The sequence below is a fragment of the Collimonas sp. OK307 genome, from assembly GCF_900113705.1.
GTDB lineage: Bacteria > Pseudomonadota > Gammaproteobacteria > Burkholderiales > Burkholderiaceae_D > Collimonas.
The window spans coordinates 32,828-51,634 of the sequence record NZ_FOQI01000007.1 but is presented as its reverse complement, the minus strand read 5'-3'; the positions used below and the strand labels follow the sequence as shown (position 1 = coordinate 51,634).

Annotated in this window: 17 protein-coding genes; 6 read left to right on the top strand and 11 right to left on the bottom strand. The window is 57.1% G+C overall.

Going from position 1 to position 18,807, the window contains the following annotated elements; all coding sequences use genetic code 11:
• Window positions 1-34: 34 nt before the first annotated feature.
• The 3 genes from BM205_RS11000 (at window position 35) to BM205_RS10990 (ending at window position 2,385) form a co-directional block, all read left to right on the top strand.
• Window positions 35-982 carry a LysR substrate-binding domain-containing protein gene (locus BM205_RS11000; protein ID WP_092414551.1) on the top strand — a complete coding sequence of 316 codons (948 nt, stop codon included), beginning with the start codon at window positions 35-37 and terminating at the stop codon, window positions 980-982.
• 146 nt (window positions 983-1,128) lie between these two features.
• The gene (ubiA, locus tag BM205_RS10995; RefSeq protein ID WP_092414550.1) at window positions 1,129-1,983 is read left to right on the top strand and encodes a 4-hydroxybenzoate octaprenyltransferase; all 855 of its coding nucleotides are present in this window, start codon (window positions 1,129-1,131) and stop codon (window positions 1,981-1,983) included.
• A gap of 78 nt (window positions 1,984-2,061) precedes the next feature.
• Window positions 2,062-2,385 (top strand): ElaB/YgaM/YqjD family protein, encoded by a 324-nt coding sequence (locus BM205_RS10990; protein ID WP_092414549.1) that lies wholly within the window; start codon window positions 2,062-2,064, stop codon window positions 2,383-2,385.
• 92 nt (window positions 2,386-2,477) lie between these two features.
• On the opposite strand, the gene proC is transcribed toward BM205_RS10990, so the two are convergent.
• Both proC and BM205_RS10980 read right to left on the bottom strand, forming a co-directional pair.
• Window positions 2,478-3,302, bottom strand: a complete 825-nt coding sequence (proC, locus tag BM205_RS10985; RefSeq protein ID WP_092414548.1) for a pyrroline-5-carboxylate reductase — start codon at window positions 3,300-3,302, stop codon at window positions 2,478-2,480.
• On the bottom strand, window positions 3,299-4,036 hold the full coding sequence (locus tag BM205_RS10980; RefSeq protein WP_092414547.1) for a YggS family pyridoxal phosphate-dependent enzyme: 738 nt from the start codon (window positions 4,034-4,036) through the stop codon (window positions 3,299-3,301). Before BM205_RS10980 ends, proC begins: the two co-directional genes overlap by 4 nt.
• 124 nt (window positions 4,037-4,160) lie before the next feature.
• On the opposite strand from BM205_RS10980, the gene BM205_RS10975 reads away from it, so the two are divergent.
• The 3 genes from BM205_RS10975 to BM205_RS10965 are packed head-to-tail and all read left to right on the top strand — an operon-like array spanning window position 4,161 to window position 6,864.
• Complete coding sequence (locus BM205_RS10975) at window positions 4,161-5,204, top strand: type IV pilus twitching motility protein PilT (RefSeq protein ID WP_092414546.1); 1,044 nt, start codon at window positions 4,161-4,163, stop codon at window positions 5,202-5,204.
• Between the two features lie 32 nt (window positions 5,205-5,236).
• The gene (locus tag BM205_RS10970; RefSeq protein WP_092414545.1) at window positions 5,237-6,373 is read left to right on the top strand and encodes a PilT/PilU family type 4a pilus ATPase; all 1,137 of its coding nucleotides are present in this window, start codon (window positions 5,237-5,239) and stop codon (window positions 6,371-6,373) included.
• Window positions 6,370-6,864, top strand: coding sequence for a glutathione peroxidase (locus BM205_RS10965; protein WP_092414544.1), 495 nt, complete (start codon window positions 6,370-6,372; stop codon window positions 6,862-6,864). Before BM205_RS10970 ends, BM205_RS10965 begins: the two co-directional genes overlap by 4 nt.
• A gap of 39 nt (window positions 6,865-6,903) precedes the next feature.
• Here the strand turns inward: BM205_RS10965 and BM205_RS10960 are convergent, their stop codons facing one another.
• The 9 genes from BM205_RS10960 to BM205_RS10920 form a co-directional block, all read right to left on the bottom strand.
• Window positions 6,904-7,617, bottom strand: coding sequence for an MIP/aquaporin family protein (locus BM205_RS10960; RefSeq protein WP_092414543.1), 714 nt, complete (start codon window positions 7,615-7,617; stop codon window positions 6,904-6,906).
• Between the two features lie 96 nt (window positions 7,618-7,713).
• Window positions 7,714-9,210, bottom strand: coding sequence for a glycerol kinase GlpK (gene glpK / locus BM205_RS10955; protein ID WP_092414542.1), 1,497 nt, complete (start codon window positions 9,208-9,210; stop codon window positions 7,714-7,716).
• A 150-nt stretch (window positions 9,211-9,360) separates the two neighbouring features.
• Window positions 9,361-10,890 carry a glycerol-3-phosphate dehydrogenase gene (gene glpD / locus BM205_RS10950; RefSeq protein WP_254783850.1) on the bottom strand — a complete coding sequence of 510 codons (1,530 nt, stop codon included), beginning with the start codon at window positions 10,888-10,890 and terminating at the stop codon, window positions 9,361-9,363.
• A 560-nt stretch (window positions 10,891-11,450) separates the two neighbouring features.
• Window positions 11,451-12,248: a DeoR/GlpR family DNA-binding transcription regulator gene (locus BM205_RS10945; protein ID WP_092414540.1), complete on the bottom strand. Its 798-nt coding sequence runs from the start codon at window positions 12,246-12,248 to the stop codon at window positions 11,451-11,453.
• A gap of 100 nt (window positions 12,249-12,348) precedes the next feature.
• A complete protein-coding gene (glcF, locus tag BM205_RS10940; RefSeq protein WP_092414539.1) occupies window positions 12,349-13,584 on the bottom strand; it encodes a glycolate oxidase subunit GlcF in 1,236 nt (411 codons plus the stop codon).
• Window positions 13,585-13,606: 22 nt separating this feature from the next.
• Window positions 13,607-14,689 (bottom strand): glycolate oxidase subunit GlcE, encoded by a 1,083-nt coding sequence (gene glcE, locus BM205_RS10935; protein ID WP_092414538.1) that lies wholly within the window; start codon window positions 14,687-14,689, stop codon window positions 13,607-13,609.
• Between the two features lie 19 nt (window positions 14,690-14,708).
• A complete protein-coding gene (locus BM205_RS10930) occupies window positions 14,709-16,220 on the bottom strand; it encodes an FAD-linked oxidase C-terminal domain-containing protein (protein ID WP_092414537.1) in 1,512 nt (503 codons plus the stop codon).
• Between the two features lie 156 nt (window positions 16,221-16,376).
• The gene (locus BM205_RS10925; protein ID WP_092414693.1) at window positions 16,377-17,264 is read right to left on the bottom strand and encodes a LysR substrate-binding domain-containing protein; all 888 of its coding nucleotides are present in this window, start codon (window positions 17,262-17,264) and stop codon (window positions 16,377-16,379) included.
• A gap of 51 nt (window positions 17,265-17,315) precedes the next feature.
• Complete coding sequence (locus BM205_RS10920) at window positions 17,316-18,725, bottom strand: FAD-binding oxidoreductase (protein WP_092414536.1); 1,410 nt, start codon at window positions 18,723-18,725, stop codon at window positions 17,316-17,318.
• Between the last annotated feature and the right edge of the window lie 82 nt (window positions 18,726-18,807).

Below are 18,807 nucleotides of genomic sequence, written 5' to 3'. Positions count from 1 at the left end.
CAATCTCCATCAAAAAATATGCGAAGATAACAACATGACACTGACCGAACTCAAATATATCGTCGCGGTTGCCCGCGTCAAGCATTTTGGCCATGCTGCAGAAGCATGTTTCGTGGCGCAACCCACTCTCTCAGTAGCGATCAAGAAACTGGAAGACGAACTGGGTGTCGTGATTTTCGAACGGGGCGGCACGGAAATTTCAGTGACGCCTCTGGGTTCGCAGATCGTGGCACAGGCCGAACGGGTGCTGGAGCAAACCGCCACTATCCGCGAAATCGCCAACCAGAACAAAGATCCCCTGGCCGGCCCTCTGCGGCTGGGCATCATCTATACCGTCGGCCCGTACCTGCTGCCGCCGCTGGTGAAAACCATGATCGAGCAAGTGCCGCAAATGCCGCTGGTACTGCAGGAAAATTTCACCGTGCGCCTGCTGGAACTGCTGCGTCAAGGTGAGTTGGATGCCGCCATCATCGCCCTGCCGTTTCCAGAACATGGCCTCATGGTGCAACCTCTGTACGACGAGCCGTTCGTGGTAGCGTTACCCAAGCATCATGCCTGGGCTGACCGCGCCAGTATCAGCGCCCAGGATCTCAAATCGGAAACCATGCTGTTGCTTGGCAATGGCCATTGTTTCCGCGACCAGGTGCTGGAAGTATGTCCTGAAATGTCGCGCTTTTCGACTGCCGGCGATGGCATTGCGCGCACCTTCGAAGGTTCGTCGCTGGAAACAATCCGTCATATGGTGGCGTCCGGCATCGGCATTACAGTGCTGCCGCAAGCCTCGGTGCCCGATATCGGCGCCAAGGACGGCATGCTGCGCTACGTACCGTTTACCGCGCCGGGGCCATCGCGCCGGGTGGTGATTGTCTGGCGCAAAAGCTTCACCCGCCATGCCGCCATCGAAGCGGTGCAAAAGGCAGTGCTGGATTGCGGCCTGAAAGGCGTGACCTTGCTGCATGACGCACTTGCTGTCGAGGGTTAATCAAAGAAGAAGTAAGCATCTGATGCCTTGGGTCGAGCAACGCTTCCGCCCAAGGCATTCTTCAATCCCGTGTCCGATCCTGTGACTTTTCCCGCTCATGTCTTACCCGCTGCCGCCTGACGGCAACGCCAATCGCACAAACTGCAATGAATCGTCTCAAACTCTATTTCCTGCTGATCCGCGCCAACAAACCGATCGGCATCCTGCTACTGCTTTGGCCGACCCTGGCCGCCTTATGGCTGGCGGCCGACGGCAAACCGGCCTGGACCCTGGTCGTTATTTTTTGCCTTGGCACAGCATTGATGCGCTCAGCCGGGTGCGCGATCAACGATTTCGCCGACAGGGATTTTGACAAACACGTCAAGCGTACCGCCGACCGTCCTCTAACCAGCGGCAAAATCGCCGCCTGGGAAGCGGTGATGGTTGCCGTGGTACTGACGCTGCTGTCGCTGTTGTTGATCCTGCCGCTGAATACGCTGACCAAGGAATTGTCCGTGATCGCAGTGATCGTGGCCGGCAGCTATCCCTACTTCAAGCGTTTCTTCGCCATTCCACAGGCCTATCTCGGCATCGCCTTCGGCTTCGGTATACCAATGGGATTCGCCGCCACACAAGGCACGGTGCCAGCGGCCGCCTGGCTGCTATTGCTCGCCAACGTATTCTGGGCCGTCGCCTACGACACCGAATACGCCATGGTCGACCGCGACGACGACCTCAAGATCGGCATCCGGACTTCGGCGATTACCTTCGGCCGTTACGATGTGCTGGCAATCATGCTTTGTTATGCGCTCAGTTTGGGATTAGTATTTGCTGTAGGCTGGCAATTCGGCTTACGCGGCTGGTTTAGCGCCGGCATGCTGCTGGCGGCCGGTTGCGCCGTTTACCACTACCGTTTGATCCGCACGCGCGAGCGCGCCGGCTGCTTTGCCGCCTTTCGCCACAATAACTGGCTGGGGGCGGCAGTATTTGGCGGGATTGCTCTGGACTACGCATTAAGATAACCGCATAACAATAAGATGCAACTTATGATGGTATATTAGACAACATCTTTCCCCGCAATCCACATTGAAGAGGCAAACATGGCTACTACCAACGACAACGTAAAAGAGATGCGCGACAACCTGGCAGGCGAACTCAAATCCGTGATCAAGGAAGCAGAAACCCTGCTCGACGATACCCATGATCATGCTGAAAAAAAATACAATTCGGCGCGTGAAAAATTGAAAGCGGCACTGGAAACTGCTAAAACAGAGCTGCCGAAAGCCACTAAAAAAGCGGTGGCGCACACTAAGCACGCGGCGCATGTGACCGATGAATATGTCGGCGACAATCCGTGGAAAGCCGTCAGCGTGGCAGCCGCCATCGGTTTGCTGGCTGGGCTGGTGATTGGCCGTAGCAAATAAAATCTGACGCGAGCCGGAATCCGGCTTGTCGGCGGCAAAAAAACAGCGGCAGTCGCGATGCGATTGCCGCTGTTTTTTGTAGGGTGGGCAAGTTAGTCGCGGCCGAACTCGTCGCCCAATTCCTGTCCACGCGCTGCCGCTGCCTTAATGGCGGTGATGATTGCGCCTTTGACGTCAGCAATCTCCATGCTGGTCAACGCAGCATAAGTGGTGCCGCCCTTGGAAGTGACACGCTCGCGCAATAAGGACACCGGTTCTGACGATTGCGCCGCAAGCTGCGCTGCGCCGACAAAGGTGGCCTTGGCCAGTTCAATACCCTGCTGCGCAGTCAAACCCAGTTCCTGGGCCGCCTGCTGCATCGCTTCGATAAAATAAAATACATACGCCGGGCCGCTGCCCGATACCGCGGTTACCGCGTCGATCTTCGCCTCGTCATCCAGCCACACCGTGCTTCCCACCGCGCGCAAGATAAGATCGGCGGTTTCGCGTTGGCCGTCCGATACGCCGGCGGTAGCGACCATCCCGGTAATTCCCTGGCCGATCAGCGCCGGTGTATTCGGCATGCAGCGCACGATGGCATCGTGGCCGCCGAGCCAACGCGCCAGATCGACGGCGCGAATCCCGGCCGCAATCGACAACACCAGCTGCGTCGTGACGTGCGGCCGCAATTTGGCCACCACTTCCTTCATTTGCTGAGGCTTGACCGCCAGCACGATCACTTCGCTGGCGCTTACCGCTGCATCGATTTCGGTTGCCGTGCTGACGCCAAACCGTTGCGCCAGATTCTGCAAGGCTTCCGGGTTCAGGTCGATCACATGGATGTTGGCGCCGTCAGTAACCTTGCCGGCCAAGCCGCCGATCAAGGCCGCTGCCATGTTGCCGCCGCCGATGAAACTGATATTCAATTGACTTTTCATAATTCCCGCATCCGTTCCCGTTGTCCAAAAATTGCGCTGCCCACGCGCACGATAGTAGCGCCTTCTTCAATCGCCACCGCCATGTCTGCCGACATTCCCATCGACAAGGTATCCAGTTGCGGTGCCGCTAATTCCTGTTGCAGCTGCGTCAGCAATTCCCTGGTCTGGCGAAATGCCGCACGTTGTTTCTGTTGATCCTCGGTTGGCTCCGGTATCGCCATCAAGCCGCGTAAGGTCAGCCCGGGCAATCCCACAACTGCGCGCGCCACATCCAGCACTTCCGACGGCGCCATGCCGCTCTTGCTCGCCTCGCCGCTGATATTCACCTGCAGGCAGATATTCAACGGCGCCAGGTGTGGCGGCCGTTGCTGCGACAGGCGTTGGGCGATTTTTTCGCGATCGACCGTATGCGCCCAGTCGAAATGCTCGGCGATGGCGCGCGTCTTGTTGCTTTGAATCGGCCCGATAAAATGCCATTCCAACAAGACATCAGCGCCGGCATCCGACCCTGACTTGAGCGCCAGGTCGACCGCTGCCATTTTCGCCAGCGCCTCCTGCAGGTAGTTTTCACCGAAAGCACGCTGGCCGGCAGCAATCGCTTCCAGCACCATCTCGGCGCCAAAGGTTTTGGACACCGCCAGCAATGCGACACTGTCAGGCCGGCGCGACACCGCAGTAGCCGCAGCCTGAATACTGCTATGGACGGCTTGCAACTTGTGGGACATTAAGGACATAATCGGAGAGTTTGAAAATTGCCGTAAAGAACTACCTACTTGCATGGCCAGGCGGTCTGACAAGCAGTGCCTGGGCAGAAAAAAAATGCCTTTCAACAAACAAAATACAGCACAGGGATTATAAATGGACATTTCCGAACTTCTGGCTTTTTCGGTGAAGAATAAGGCATCCGATTTGCATCTATCCGCAGGCTTGCCGCCGATGATCCGGGTTCATGGAGATGTGCGCCGTATCAACTTGCCGCCGTTGGAGCACAAGGATGTGCATTCAATGATCTATGACATCATGAACGATGGCCAGCGCAAGGCATACGAAGAACATCTGGAAGTCGATTTTTCGTTTGAAATCCCTGGCCTGGCGCGATTCCGCGTGAATGCATTCAACCAGGATCGCGGCGCTGCGGCCGTGTTGCGGACCATTCCGTCGACAGTCCTGACGCTGGAACAACTGAACGCGCCGCGCATCTTTGCCGAGTTGGCGCTGAAGCCGCGTGGCCTGGTGCTGGTCACCGGCCCGACCGGTTCCGGCAAATCGACCACGCTGGCGGCCATGGTCAATCACGTCAATGAAAATGAATACGCGCATATCCTGACCATCGAAGACCCTATCGAATTCGTCCATCAATCGAACAAGTGCCTGATCAACCAACGCGAAGTCGGGCCGCACACCCATTCGTTCAGTAATGCGCTGCGCTCAGCATTGCGGGAAGATCCCGATGTCATCCTGGTCGGCGAATTACGCGACCTGGAAACCATCCGGCTGGCACTGACAGCCGCCGAAACCGGCCATCTGGTATTCGGCACGCTGCACACCTCTTCTGCCGCCAAAACCATCGACCGTATCGTCGACGTGTTCCCGGGCGAAGAAAAAGAAATGGTGCGCGCCATGCTGTCGGAATCGCTGCAAGCGGTGATCTCCCAAAGCTTGCTCAAGACCAAAGACGGTTCCGGCCGCGTAGCCGCCCATGAAATCATGCTGGGCACGCCGGCGATCCGCAACCTGATCCGCGAAAGCAAGATTGCGCAGATGTATTCGGCGATCCAGACTGGCAGCAACATGGGCATGCAAACCCTCGACAGCAACCTGACCGAACTGGTCAAGCGCAACGTGATCTCGCTGGCTAGCGCACGTGCAGCGGCCAAGACACCAGATAATTTCCCAGGCTAAGCTTAATCTTCAAATACATTAGGATAAGAATCATGGAAAGAGATCAAGCGACCAAATTCATGCACGACTTGCTGCGCCTGATGGTCAGCAAGCGTGGCTCCGATCTGTTCATTACGGCAGACTTCCCGCCCGCGTTCAAGATCGACGGCAAAATCACGCCGGTGTCGAACCAGGCGCTGACATCCATCCATACGCTGGAACTGGCGCGCGCCATCATGAGCGACAAGCAGGCGGCCGATTTCGAAGAAACCAAGGAATGCAATTTCGCCATCAGCCCGGCCGGACTGGGACGGTTCCGCGCCTCGGCCTTCATCCAGCAAGGCCGGGTCGGCATGGTACTGCGCACCATCACCACCGATATCCCGAAATTCGAAGACCTCGGCTTGCCGCCTACGCTAAAAGATGTCGCCATGACCAAGCGCGGCCTGGTGATCATGGTTGGCGCGACCGGTTCGGGCAAATCGACCACGCTGGCGGCGATGGTCGGTTATCGTAATGAAAACAGCTACGGCCATATCATCACCATCGAGGATCCGGTCGAATACATTCACCCGCACAAGAATTGCATCGTCACCCAGCGTGAAGTCGGGGTCGATACGGATAGCTGGGGCGTGGCCTTGAAAAACACCCTGCGCCAGGCCCCCGACGTCATCCTGATCGGCGAAATCCGCGATCGCGAAACCATGGACTACGCTATCGCCTTTGCCGAAACCGGCCACCTGTGCCTGGCCACCTTGCATGCCAACAGCGCCAACCAGGCGCTGGACCGCATCATCAACTTCTTCCCGGAAGAACGCCGGCCGCAATTGCTGATGGATCTGTCGCTGAATCTGAAGGGCATCATCTCGCAACGGCTGATTCCGCTGAAAACCGTCAAGGGACGCTGTGTGGCAGTGGAAATCTTGCTGAATTCGCCTCTGATTTCAGACCTGATTTTCAAGGGCGACGTCCATGAAATCAAGGAAATCATGAAGAAGTCGCGCGAGCTCGGCATGCAGACTTTCGACCAGGCGCTGTTCGATTTGTATGAAGAGGATAAAGTCAGTTACGAAGACGCTTTGCGTAACGCCGATTCGGTTAACGATTTGCGACTTTCCATCAAGCTGCGCAGCAAGGACTCGAAAGACCGCGACCTGGCTGCCGGCACTGAACATCTGGGGATTATATGAGTACCGACACCAGCATTTATGATTTCACCGTCAATCAACTAGACGGTGCGCCCAGCTCACTGGCAGCCTTCCGCGGCAAGGTGTTACTGATCGTCAACACCGCCAGCAATTGCGGTTTCACGCCGCAGTACAAGGGACTGGAAGAGATTTACCAGAAGTACCATGATCAAGGTTTCGAAGTGCTAGGCTTTCCGTGCAATCAGTTCGGCGCCCAGGAACCGGGAACCGCTGACGAAATCGGCGCTTTCTGCGAGAAGAACTACGGCGTCACGTTTCCCTTGTTCGAGAAGATCGACGTCAACGGCGATCACGCAGCCCCACTTTACCAATACCTGAAAAACGCGGCGCCGGGCTTGCTTGGCAGCGAAGGCATCAAATGGAATTTCACCAAATTCCTGGTGGGTAAGGACGGTGCCGTGGTCGACCGTTTTGCACCACAGACCAAGCCGGAAGGCCTGGTTGCGGATATTGAGAAATTGCTGGCGAAATAAACATGTCGATGCCGCCAGCAGGCGGCATCGAAGACCTTGTCAGTGCGCCATTTGCAGGCCATACACCAGCGCCGCCAACACGCCGCCTGTTATCGAACCGATCACCGGTACCAATGCATAACCCCAGTCGCTATCGCGTTTACCCGGGATCGGCAGCAATGCGTGCATCAGGCGCGGCCCCAGGTCGCGCGCCGGATTGATCGCGTAGCCGGTGGTGCCGCCTAAAGAGACGCCGATACTCATCACCAGCAAGGCGACAGGCAAGGCATCCAGTGCGCCCAGTCCCATCGTCGGCGAAGCAATATTCAATACGCAATAGACCAGCACGAAAGTACCGACCACTTCGGAAACCACATTGCCGAAGGTATTGCGAATCGCTGGCGCTGTGCAAAACGCTGCCAGCTTAAGATTACCGTCCGAGGTCTCCGCAAAGTGGTTGCGATACACCAGCCACACCAGGAAAGCACCCATCATCCCGCCCAGCATTTGCGACAGAATGTAGCCCGGCACGCTGGCCCAGGCGAACTTGCCGGCCACTGCCAGCGCCAGCGTTACCGCCGGATTAAGATGCGCGCCGCTGGATGAGGCGGCAACGAAAACCCCGACAAATACCGCCATCGCCCAGCCGACGGTAATCACAATCAGGCCGCTGCCGTTGCCGTGGGTTTTACTCAAGAGAACGTTGGCAACCACACCGTTGCCAAGCAAGACAATCAGGGCAGTGCCCACGAATTCAGCTAAAAAGGGAGTCATGAAAAACTCTTTCGGAAATAGGAAGCGAGAGGAACGCAGATTCTGATCCGCGCTCCGTTCTGTTTTTATCTAACGGTGTCTGCTACTGGCTGATGGTCAGGAATCTGCCCAGACCGTCGCTGCTGCAATCGCCCGCTGCCAGCCTTTGATGCTGGCCTGCACTTCTGCCGCCGGCAGCGCCGGCTTGAAACGCTGGTCGAGTTGCCACTGGCCTTGCACGTCGTCGGTGCTGCTCCAGTAGCCGACCGCCAGGCCAGCCAGATACGCCGCGCCCAGTGCTGTGGTTTCCGTCACTTTCGGCCGCACCACATCGACGCCCAGGATATCGGACTGGAATTGCATCAGCAGATTGTTGGCAGTGGCGCCACCGTCGACCCGCAGTTCCGGAATCACGATGCCGGCATCGGCCTCCATCGCTTTCAACACGTCCATGGTTTGGTAGGCGATGCTGTCGAGCGCCGCCCGCGCGTAATGTGCAGACGTGGTGCCACGGGTGATGCCAAAGATGGTGCCGCGTGCATGCGGATTCCAATGCGGTGCGCCAAGGCCGGCGAAGGCCGGCACCAGGTACACGCCGTCGCTGCTCTTGACGCTGCGCGCCAGGGCTTCGATTTCAGTGGAAGTCTTGATGATGCCGAGACCATCGCGCAACCATTGCACCACTGCGCCGCCGATGAAGATACTGCCTTCCAGCGCGTAGTTAACCTCGTTGCCGATTTTCCAGGCGACCGTAGTCAGCAAATTGTTTTTCGAGATGATTGGCTTGGTGCCGGTATTCATCACCATGAAGCAACCGGTACCGTAAGTATTCTTGACCATGCCGGGTTGGGTGCACATTTGCCCGAACAATGCAGCCTGTTGGTCGCCCGCAATCCCGGCCAGAGGAATTTCAGAGCCGAAACCGGAAACTTCGGTATGACCGTAAACTTCGCTGGAGGAACGTACTTCCGGCAGCATGCTGCGCGGTACGCCCATGATCTCAAGCAGTTCGTCGTCCCACTGCATGGTGTGGATATTGAACAGCATGGTGCGTGAAGCGTTCGACACATCGGTCAGATGCAATTTACCGCGCGTCATATTCCAAACCAGCCAGGTATCGATGGTGCCGAATGCCAGACGCCCTTGATCGGCCAGTTGCTGCGCGCCTTCGACGTTCTTCAGTATCCAGCGGATCTTGGTAGCAGAAAAATAGGAATCGACCAGCAAGCCGGTTTTGGCGCGGATGGTTTCTCCCAGGCCGTCGGCTTTCAGCTGATCGCAAAATGCGGCGGTGCGACGGTCTTGCCAGACGATAGCGTTATACACAGCCTTGCCGGTTTCGCGATCCCAGACCACGGTAGTTTCGCGTTGGTTGGTAATGCCGATGGCGGCAATCGAAGTGCCGTTCAAACCGATGTTGGTCGAGGCCTCGGCCGCAACCCCGACCTGGGTCGACCAGATTTCCTGCGGATCATGTTCAACCCAGCCCGGCTGCGGATAGATCTGGCGGAATTCTTTCTGCGCTGAAGAAACGATATTGCCTTGACGGTCAAACAGGATGGCGCGCGAACTGGTAGTCCCTTGATCCAGGGCTAAAATATATTTGTCTTTCAACTTGTCTACTCCAAGGTTGGTGAATCCGCTTGCGCGGACCGGGGTGACTTTGACCCGGAGATGATTCCGGATCCGTCTTTTTTATCTTCCGACGTAACTACTGAACGTCACTACTGAACAACTGCACTCAAACCCGATCGGGAAAAAATTTCATGCGAGCATGGCGGCCGGCGCTGGCACTTGCTGCTGCTCCAGCCAGCTGTTCAAACGATCGACGGCAGCTGCGTCAAACCGTAATCCCAGCTTGGAACGGCGCCACAGGATATCGTCCGCAGTCAGCGCCCATTCGTTCTGCATCAGATAGCGCACTTCCGCTTCGTATAGATCCGCGCCGAACAACTCACCCAGTCCGGCGACGTCGTGAATTCCGGCCAGCAGGCGTGAGGCACGGGTGCCATAGGTGCGCGCGTAACGCGCCGCCAAAGCGGTCGGCAGCCATGCGTGGCGTTGTTGGAAAATGCGCCGGAACTCTGCAAAATCGGCATTGGCGATATCGCCGCCGGGCAGTGCTTCGTCGGCGGTCCAATGCGCTTTCATATATCCGAACAGCGGTTGCAAATGCTCCATGGCTTCTTCCGCCAGGCGCCGGTAAGTGGTTATTTTTCCGCCGAATACTGACAGCACAGGCGCCTGTCCTTCTTCGGCTTTCAACTCCAGGCGATAGTCGCGCGTAACTGCGGACGGATTGGCGATTTCTTCTTCCAACAACGGCCGCACGCCGGCATAAGACCAGACCACCTGCGACGGCGTTACCGCTGTCTCGAAATAGCGGCTGACCGATTCACACAGGTAAGCGGTCTCTTCATCTGAAATTGCAACCTTGCTCGGATCGCCGCTGTACTCGACATCGGTGGTGCCGATCAAGGTGAAATCGGATTCATAAGGAATCGCAAAGACGATGCGCTTGTCGGGGTTCTGGAAGATGTACGCGTGATCGTGATCGAACAAACGCCTGGTGACGATATGACTGCCTTTGACCAGGCGGATATGGTGCTGCGCTGAGGTATGCAAGGCGCCACTCAACAAGCTGGCGACCCAGGGTCCCGCGGCATTGACGACACAACGCGCCTTGATTTCCGTGGTCTCGCCAGTCAAGGTCGACTGTAAGGTGGCATCCCAGTATTGCTTGCCACGTTTGGCTTCGATCAGGCGGGTTTTAGTCAGGATGGTGGCGCCACGTTCCCTGGCGTCCATCGCGTTGAGAACCACCAGACGCGCATCTTGCACCGCGGCGTCGGAATAGACAAAACCTTTGGTCAACGTTTTTTTCAGCGGCGCGCCGGCGACATGCTTGCGGAAATCAATGACGCGAGAGCCCGCCAGCAATTCGCGCTTGGCCAGGTTGTCGTATAAGAACATGCCGGCGCGTATCATCCAGGCCGGCCGCAAGTGCGACACATGCGGCATCACGAAACGCAACGGCGCAATGATATGAGGCGCCAGTCGCAGTAAGCGCTCACGCTCCTGCAACGCTTTGCGCACCAGGCTGAATTCGTAGTGTTCCAGATAGCGCAGGCCACCGTGGATCAATTTGGTACTAGCCGATGAGGTATGCGACGCCAGATCGTCCTGTTCGCAAAGCAACACGCTCAGTCCGCGCCCTGCAGCGTCACGCGCAATCCCCGCGCCGTTAACGCCGCCGCCCACCACCAATAAATCAACAACTTCACTTGATGCCACAGCTATCTCCTTGTGTCCGTAACACGCTTATCAGACAAATCCCATTGTTGCCAATTAGCAAAATAGCATGTCTGCAATGTCACTGCACATCATAAAATATTTATATTCGAAAGTATATTGTTCGAATTCGAACATTGATAATCGTTTATATTTATCAAAAGAAATTTTTCGATAGCAATAGACTTAATTGTCTATAGACAATTTCTATGTCCACCTTCTCAAACCCGCAATCGGAAAATGCCCATCAAAGTTAGTCGGCAGGGTGTTTTAGCGACAAGCAAAACTAACTAACCGGGGTCAGAGTGAACTTTCGGTATGCTTTACCGCCAAAACTTCACTCTGACCCCGCTTAGTGGAGCACGGAGCAGAAGCAGTCAAAACGCAAAGAAACAAACCTGCGAAAGTTGACTCTGCCCCCAGATCACTACGTCGTCGATTCGTAACGGAATGGAGAGCTCTGATCTTTGAAGACCCCATGGTAGGGGCAGCGATGCTGCGCACGAATGGCGCTACGGGCGGGTAAATACGTCAGTAAGGCTTACAGTTGGGATACATACGGGCTAAGCCGCCGCCGAACCGCTCTCCGCAACAAACACGTCGATTTTCGCTTCTTCGAAAATGGCCGCCATTTCCTCCGGCACCGGCCGGTCGGTAAACAGCGCATTGACCTTCGAAATATCGCCAAGCCGCACCAGTGCAGGCCGCCAGAATTTCGAATGATCGGCGACCAGGAATACAGTGCGCGAATGTTCGATGATCGCTTCGGAAACCCGCACTTCGCGATAATCGAAATCGCGCAGGGTGCCATCGGCTTCGATGCTGGAGATGCCGATGATGCCGAAATCGACTTTGAAGCGGCGGATGAAATCGATAGTTTCTTCGCCGGTAATTCCCAGGTCGCGGGCGCGCACTACGCCACCGGTGATGATCACCTCGCAGCCCGGGTAGCCGCTCATGATCGCAGCCACGTTCAGGTTATTGGTGATCACGCGCAGATTGCGGCGCCGGCTCAGGGCCTTGGCCACTTCTTCATTGGTGGTGCCGAGGTTGATGAAGAGTGTTGCCTGATCCGGGATATGTTCCACCACCAGGGCGGCGATGCGGCGCTTTTCTTCCGAATACAAGCCCTGTCTTGCACCGTAGGCGATATTCTCGGCGCTGGAAGGCAACCCTACACCGCCGTGGTAGCGCTGCAACAGGTTCATTTCCGCCAGCAAATTGATGTCGCGCCGGATCGTCTGCTGCGTGATCTGGAAACGTGTGGCCAGATGTTCTACCGTGACGAAACCGTCACGTTGCACATAACTCAACAACTCCTGCTGACGCGCATTTAGCTTTAGCGTTGATATCTCTGGCATGAACCCTGTCCCGTGCGATTTTTATAAAAGATTTTTATTATGAATCATCTTTGGGCCGACATCCAATTTCGTCAGTTCGCCATCACATCGCACAAGCAGTTCAGGACAGGGCCTGGTCGAGCAGCTCTATCCAATGTCTGACCGGCGTCTGCGTACCCGATTGCAAGTGCGTCAGGCAACCGATATTGGCAGAGACGATCATGTCGGGCCGGCTTGCCTGCAATTTTTCCAGCTTGTTATCGCGCAGCCTGTATGACAGTTCCGGCTGCAATACCGAATAAGTACCCGCCGAACCGCAGCACAAATGACTGTCCGCGCATAACTGTACATCGACGCCGACGCCGCGCAGCAGGCCTTCCACCTTGCCGCGGATTTGTTGGCCGTGCTGCAAGGTGCATGGCGGATGATAAACCACCCGCTGAGAAAATTTCCCGCGTAGTTTTTGCTGCAGTTCAATTTCAAACTCTGGCAGGATTTCGCTCAAATCCTTGGTCAAGGCAGAAATAGCTTTTGCCTTCACCGCATAGAGAGGATCCGCAGCTAGCAAATGGCCGTACTCCTTGACCGTGACACCGCAACCGGAAGCGGTCATGACGATCGCTTCGACGCCATCTCCATTGCTGCCGATTACATACGGCCACCATGCATCGATATTGCGCCGCATGTCATCCAGGCCGCCGACCTGGTCGTTCAGGTGATAACGAATCGCGCCGCAGCAACCGGCCTTGGGCGCCACCACCAATTGCACCTCGAGTGCGTCGAAAACCCGCGCGGCAGCGCGATTGATATTGGGTGACATCGCAGGCTGTACACAGCCGTCCAGCAATAACATCTTGCGGGTATGCTGACGTTGCGGCAGCACACCCGCCTCCTGCTTTTCCGGAATCTTGTTTTTCAATTTGCGCGGCAGCAAAGGCCGCAGTAATTGTCCCGCCGCCATGGCTGGCTTGAACAGCCACGGCCGCGGCAAGAATTCTTTCAGCAGCTTGCGCGTCAATTGCTGCGCGATCGGCCGCGGCACCTGATCTTCCACTACCTTACGTCCGATATCGAGCAGGCGGCCGTATTCGACACCGGATGGACAAGTCGACTCACAATTGCGGCAAGTCAGGCAGCGATCCAGATGAGACTGCGTCTTGGCGGTTGCCGGCGCACCTTCCAGCACCTGCTTGATCAGATAGATGCGTCCGCGCGGACCGTCCAGCTCGTCGCCCAGCAATTGATAAGTGGGGCAAGTGGCCGTACAAAATCCGCAATGCACGCAGGCGCGCAAAATCGCATCGGCCTCCTTGCCGGCGCGAGTATTCTTGATGAAATCGGCTAGATTGGTTTGCATGGCTTGCTTCGTTAATGATTGGTTAGAAGTCCGGATACATGCGGCCGATGTTGAAGATCGCCGAAGGATCGAAGCTGGCTTTCAAACGCCGATGAATTTGCGCCACCGCAGGTGCCAGCGGATGGAACACGCCGGCACTCTTGTCAATAGCACCGTTGGTACGATACAGGGTTGCGTGGCCGCCGACAGCAGCAACCGCTTCGCGGATTTGCGCAGCATCGACATCGGTGATTAGCCAGCGTTGCGCCCCACCCCATTCGATCAAAGTCTCGCCGGGTAATGCCAGCGATGCTGTCGTCGATGGCAGCGACAGTCGCCACAAAAACTTCTGTGAAGTTGCCGCGGCAAAAAAACAATGTGTCTGCTCACGGATTGCTTGCCAAAAATTATCAGCGTCGGCAACCACTTCGCCGCCAAGATTTTTTTCGGCTGCGCTCACCGCCGCCTGCGCGCCGGACAAGCGTAGCGTCAGCATGCCGTCCTGCCAGCAACTGGCGGAAATCGGCAAGGGCAAACCACTCCATTGATTCAGGCTGCGGATCGCATCGGCTTCTGTCATGGCAAAACGACGGCTGCTGCTGGCGACAGAGATCGGCAAGACCTTCAACGAAACTTCGAGAATCAAGCCGAGCGTGCCGAGCGACCCGGCCAGCAAACGCGACACATCGTATCCCGCAACGTTCTTCATGACCTGGCCGCCGAAATGCAAAATATCACCCTTACCATCCATCAGCACCGCACCCAGCACAAAGTCGCGCAAGGCGCCAACCGCCTGCCGCGACGGACCGGACAAACCGCTGGCGACCGTGCCGCCCAGCGTGGCAGCGCTGCCAAAATGCGGCGGCTCGAATGCCAGCATTTGATTGTGCTGCGCCAGCAATGCCTCGACCTCAGCCAGCGGCGTGCCGCAACGCGCGGTAATCACCAGTTCGGTCGGCTCGTAGTCGATGACGCCGCTGTAGGCGCGCGTATCGAGCAAGTCGCCTTGTACTTGCTGGCCATACCAGCTCTTGCTGCCGCCACCGCGAATTTCCAGAGGACAACGCTCTGCACCGGCGGCGAGAATTTGCGCCTTGGCCTGCTGTTTGAATAACTCTGCGTCCATATTTTCTTGTGTCTTTTGATTAGAAGCGCGGCAGATCTGCAAACTTCAACTGCCCGCGCTGAACGTGCATCTTGCCGTACTCGGCACAGCGTTGCAAAGTCGGAATCGCTTTATCCGGATTCAACAGGAATGCGGTATCGAAAGCGCGCTTGACGTTGAAGAACGCCTCGCGTTCGAGCGGTGAAAACTGCACGCACATCGAGTTGATTTTTTCGATACCGACACCGTGCTCGCCGGTGATGGTACCGCCGACAGCAACGCACAGTTCAAGAATCTCGGCGCCGAATTCTTCGGCCCGATGAAATTCGCCCGCCACATTGGCATCGAACAAAATCAGAGGGTGCAGATTACCGTCGCCGGCATGGAATACGTTGGCGCAACGCAGGCCGTATTTTTTTTCCATCTGCTCGATCCCGAGCAATACCTGCGCCAGGTTCTTGCGTGGAATGGTGCCGTCCATGCAGTAGTAATCAGGAGAAATGCGGCCGGCGGCGGGGAAGGCATTCTTGCGGCCCGACCAGAAGCGCAGGCGCTCCGCTTCCGAAGTAGATACTTCGATACGGGTTGCGCCGCTGGCACTCAGTACGTCACTCATGCGACCGATTTCTTCTTCCACTTCTTCGATAGTGCCATCCGATTCGCATAACAGGATGGCAGCGGCGTCGATGTCGTAGCCAGCCTTGACGAAGGGTTCCACCATGCGCGAGCTGGTGCGGTCCATCATCTCCAGGCCAGCCGGGATGATGCCGGCGGCAATCACATTGGCCACCGCATTGCCGCTCTTCACGACGTCGTCGAACGACGCCATGATCACGCGCGCTGCCTGCGGCTTGGGAATCAGCTTGACGGTAACTTCAGTGACCACGCCCAGCATGCCTTCCGAGCCGACAAAGACCGCCAGCAAATCGAGACCCGGCGCATCCAGCGCACCGTTGCCGAGTTCGATCACTTCGCCTTCTATGGTGACCATCCGCACCCGCAGCACGTTGTGCACTGTCAGGCCGTATTTCAGGCAGTGCACGCCGCCAGAGTTCTCCGCCACATTGCCGCCGATGGTGCATGCAATCTGCGAAGACGGATCCGGTGCGTAGTACAGGTCATGCGCAGCTGCCGCCTCCGAAATGGCCAGGTTGCGTACGCCCGGCTGCACCACGGCAGTCCGCGCATAGGGGTCGAGCTTGACGATGCGGGTAAATTTAGCGGTGGACAAGACCACGCCGTCAGCGATCGGCATGGCGCCACCGGACAAGCCGGTACCGGCGCCGCGTGGCACGATAGGCACCTTGAGATCGCGGCAAGCCTTGAGGATAGCGACCACCTGCGCCTCGTTCTCCGGCAGCGCGACCACCATCGGCGTCTGCCGATAGGCTGCCAGGCCGTCGCATTCGTAGGGCCGGGTATCTTCCAGGTTGGATAACAACGCATGCTCCGGCAACAGCGTCCGCAATGCGCTGACGACTTGCTGTTGACGAGCAGGGCTAAAGGCGGGTTCAGCGGCGGTGGCAGTGGCAGTTGAGGCGAGCGAATTCATGCTGTTTTTCCATTAACTGACGAACATTCAAAGCGATTGACATCTGCCGGCGAGTATAACGATATTGTGTTTTTTGCAGGATGATTTTCTGCTGAAAAGCTTGCACCGGGCAGATGAAATGTTTTCAGGCCGCCAGGCGCCATCCCTCCATCCCGCTCAAATACGGCTGAAAGTCTCTTTCATCCATTCGATAAAGGTTGTCACTTCCGGCCTCTCCTGCGGCTTTTGCTGGTAGACCAGATAATAAGCGTGGGGCGGCGAGGTCAGGCTGATGTCGAACAGTTGCACCACTTCTCCTTGCGCAATCATCTGCTGGGCAAAATGCTTGCGGGTCAGGCCTACACCATGGCCATGGCGCACCAGTTCCAGCAACAAACCCAGATCATCGGCGCGCAAGCCGACGGAAGGCTCGGGCCAATCCAGGCCGGCTTCCTGGAACCAAGGCTGCCAGGGTTCGAGCGCGGAGCGCAACAAGCTGGCTTTGCGCAAATCGCCGGGCTTGTCGAGCGGACCGATCTTCTTCAGATACGCTGGGCTTGCGACAGCAAAGGTTGGTTCTTCGAAAAGTTTCTCTGTGGTGGTGTTGGGGTACTTGCCGGCGCCGAAACGTACTTCGAGATCGCTCTCGGTCAAGCTCAGGTCATACAGCGGCACCGACAGGAATATCTCGACCACGATCTCCGGGTGCCGGCTGGCAAACCCGTGCAAATGAGGGATCAGCAAATGGCGTGCAAACGTCGGCGGCGCGGTGATCTTGATTCTTGGCTGCGCCTGGGCGTTACGTTGCGGTAGCGGAAATTCAGTCAGGGTGCGCAAGGCACTGCGCACCACATCCAGATAACGGTGACCGAATTCCGACAAGGCGACAGTGCGTCCTTCGCGCGAAAACAAACGCTCACCGACGAAATCTTCCAGCAAGCGTATGCGGTGCGACAGTGCCGACGGCGTGATGCATAGCTCATCCGCTGCCAGCGCGAACGAATGATGGCGTGCGGCAGCTTCAAATGCGGACAAGGCATGCACCGGCGGCAGCCGGTTGACCAAGGGAGTTTTATTCGACATGGCTGGCGGGTAAATTCAGAAAATGCAGCGGGCTCACCAACGGATTATCTTTCCCGGATTCATGATGTTCTTGGGATCGAAAGCATGCTTCAGTGCGCGCATGGTGGCTATCGCTTCGACGCCATGCTCTTCAATCAGGAAGTCGATCTTGTGCAATCCGACACCATGTTCGCCGGTGCAAGTACCGTCCATGCCGATGGCGCGGCTGACCATGCGCGCGTTTACGCCCTCGGCGCGCGCGATGTCGGCGGCATCGTCAGGATCGACCAGCATCTGCACATGGAAATTGCCATCGCCGACGTGGCCGATAATCGAATACACCATGCCGTTCGCTTCGCAATCGGCCTTGGTCTCGAGGATGCATTCCGCCAGACGTGAAATCGGCACGCAGCAATCGGTTGAAATCGCACGGCTGCCGGGACGCAATTGCAGCAGGGCGAAATAGGCGTTGTGGCGTGCGGTCCATAAGCGCGAACGGTCTTCCGGCCGCGTCGCCCATTCGAAACCGGTAGCGTGATGGTCGGCCACCACCGCCTGCACGATCTCTGCCTGCTCCTTGACGCCGTTCTCGCTGCCATGGAATTCAAACAGCAGCAACGGTTGTTCCGGTAATGCCAGTTTCGAATGTGCATTGATGGCTTTGACGCCGTTTTCATCCAGCAGCTCTACCCTTGCCACCGGCACGCCGAGCTGAATCGTCTGGATCACGGCATTGACCGCATCGGCGATATTCTGGAACGAACATACCGCTGCTGAAATGGCTTCCGGTTGCGGATAGAGCTTGACGGTTACTTCGGTAATCACGCCCAGCGTGCCTTCGCTGCCGACAAAAATACGCGTCAGGTCGTAACCTGCCGCCGATTTCTTGGCGCGCGTGCCGGTCTTGATGATCCGGCCATCGGCGGTTACCACCGTCAGCGCCAGCGTGTTCTCGCGCATGCTCCCGTAGCGCACGGCGTTGGTCCCGGAAGCACGGGTTGCGGCCATGCCGCCGATCGAAGCATCGGCGCCGGGATCGATCGGGAAGAACAGGCCGCTATCCTTGATTTCATGGTTCAGCTGTTTGCGGGTGACACCGGTTTGCACCGTTGCCGTCAGATCTTCGGCGTGGATCGCCAGCAACCGGTTCATGCGCGACAGATCAATCGAAATCCCGCCCTGCAATGCCAGCACATGGCCTTCCAGCGAGGTGCCGCTGCCGAACGGGATTACCGGGATCTGATATTCGCTGCACAGCTTGACCAGCGCCGCGACCTCCTCGGTCGATTCAACAAACACGACCGCATCCGGCAGCATCGGGTCATACGAAGATGCATCGCGGCCATGATGCTCGCGCATCGCGATGGTGGTCGAGAAACGTTCGCCAAACAGTGTACCGAGGGTGGCAAGCAAAGCGTCCGGCAGCGGCTTTTTCAAGGCCGCGAGGTCGGTTATGTGATTCATTGGAAGGTCTCCTTTTCCCATGAATTTTACTCCGCGACACTGCTGCGTGCTGGTGTAAAGTACAAGCACTTGTATTCCACGC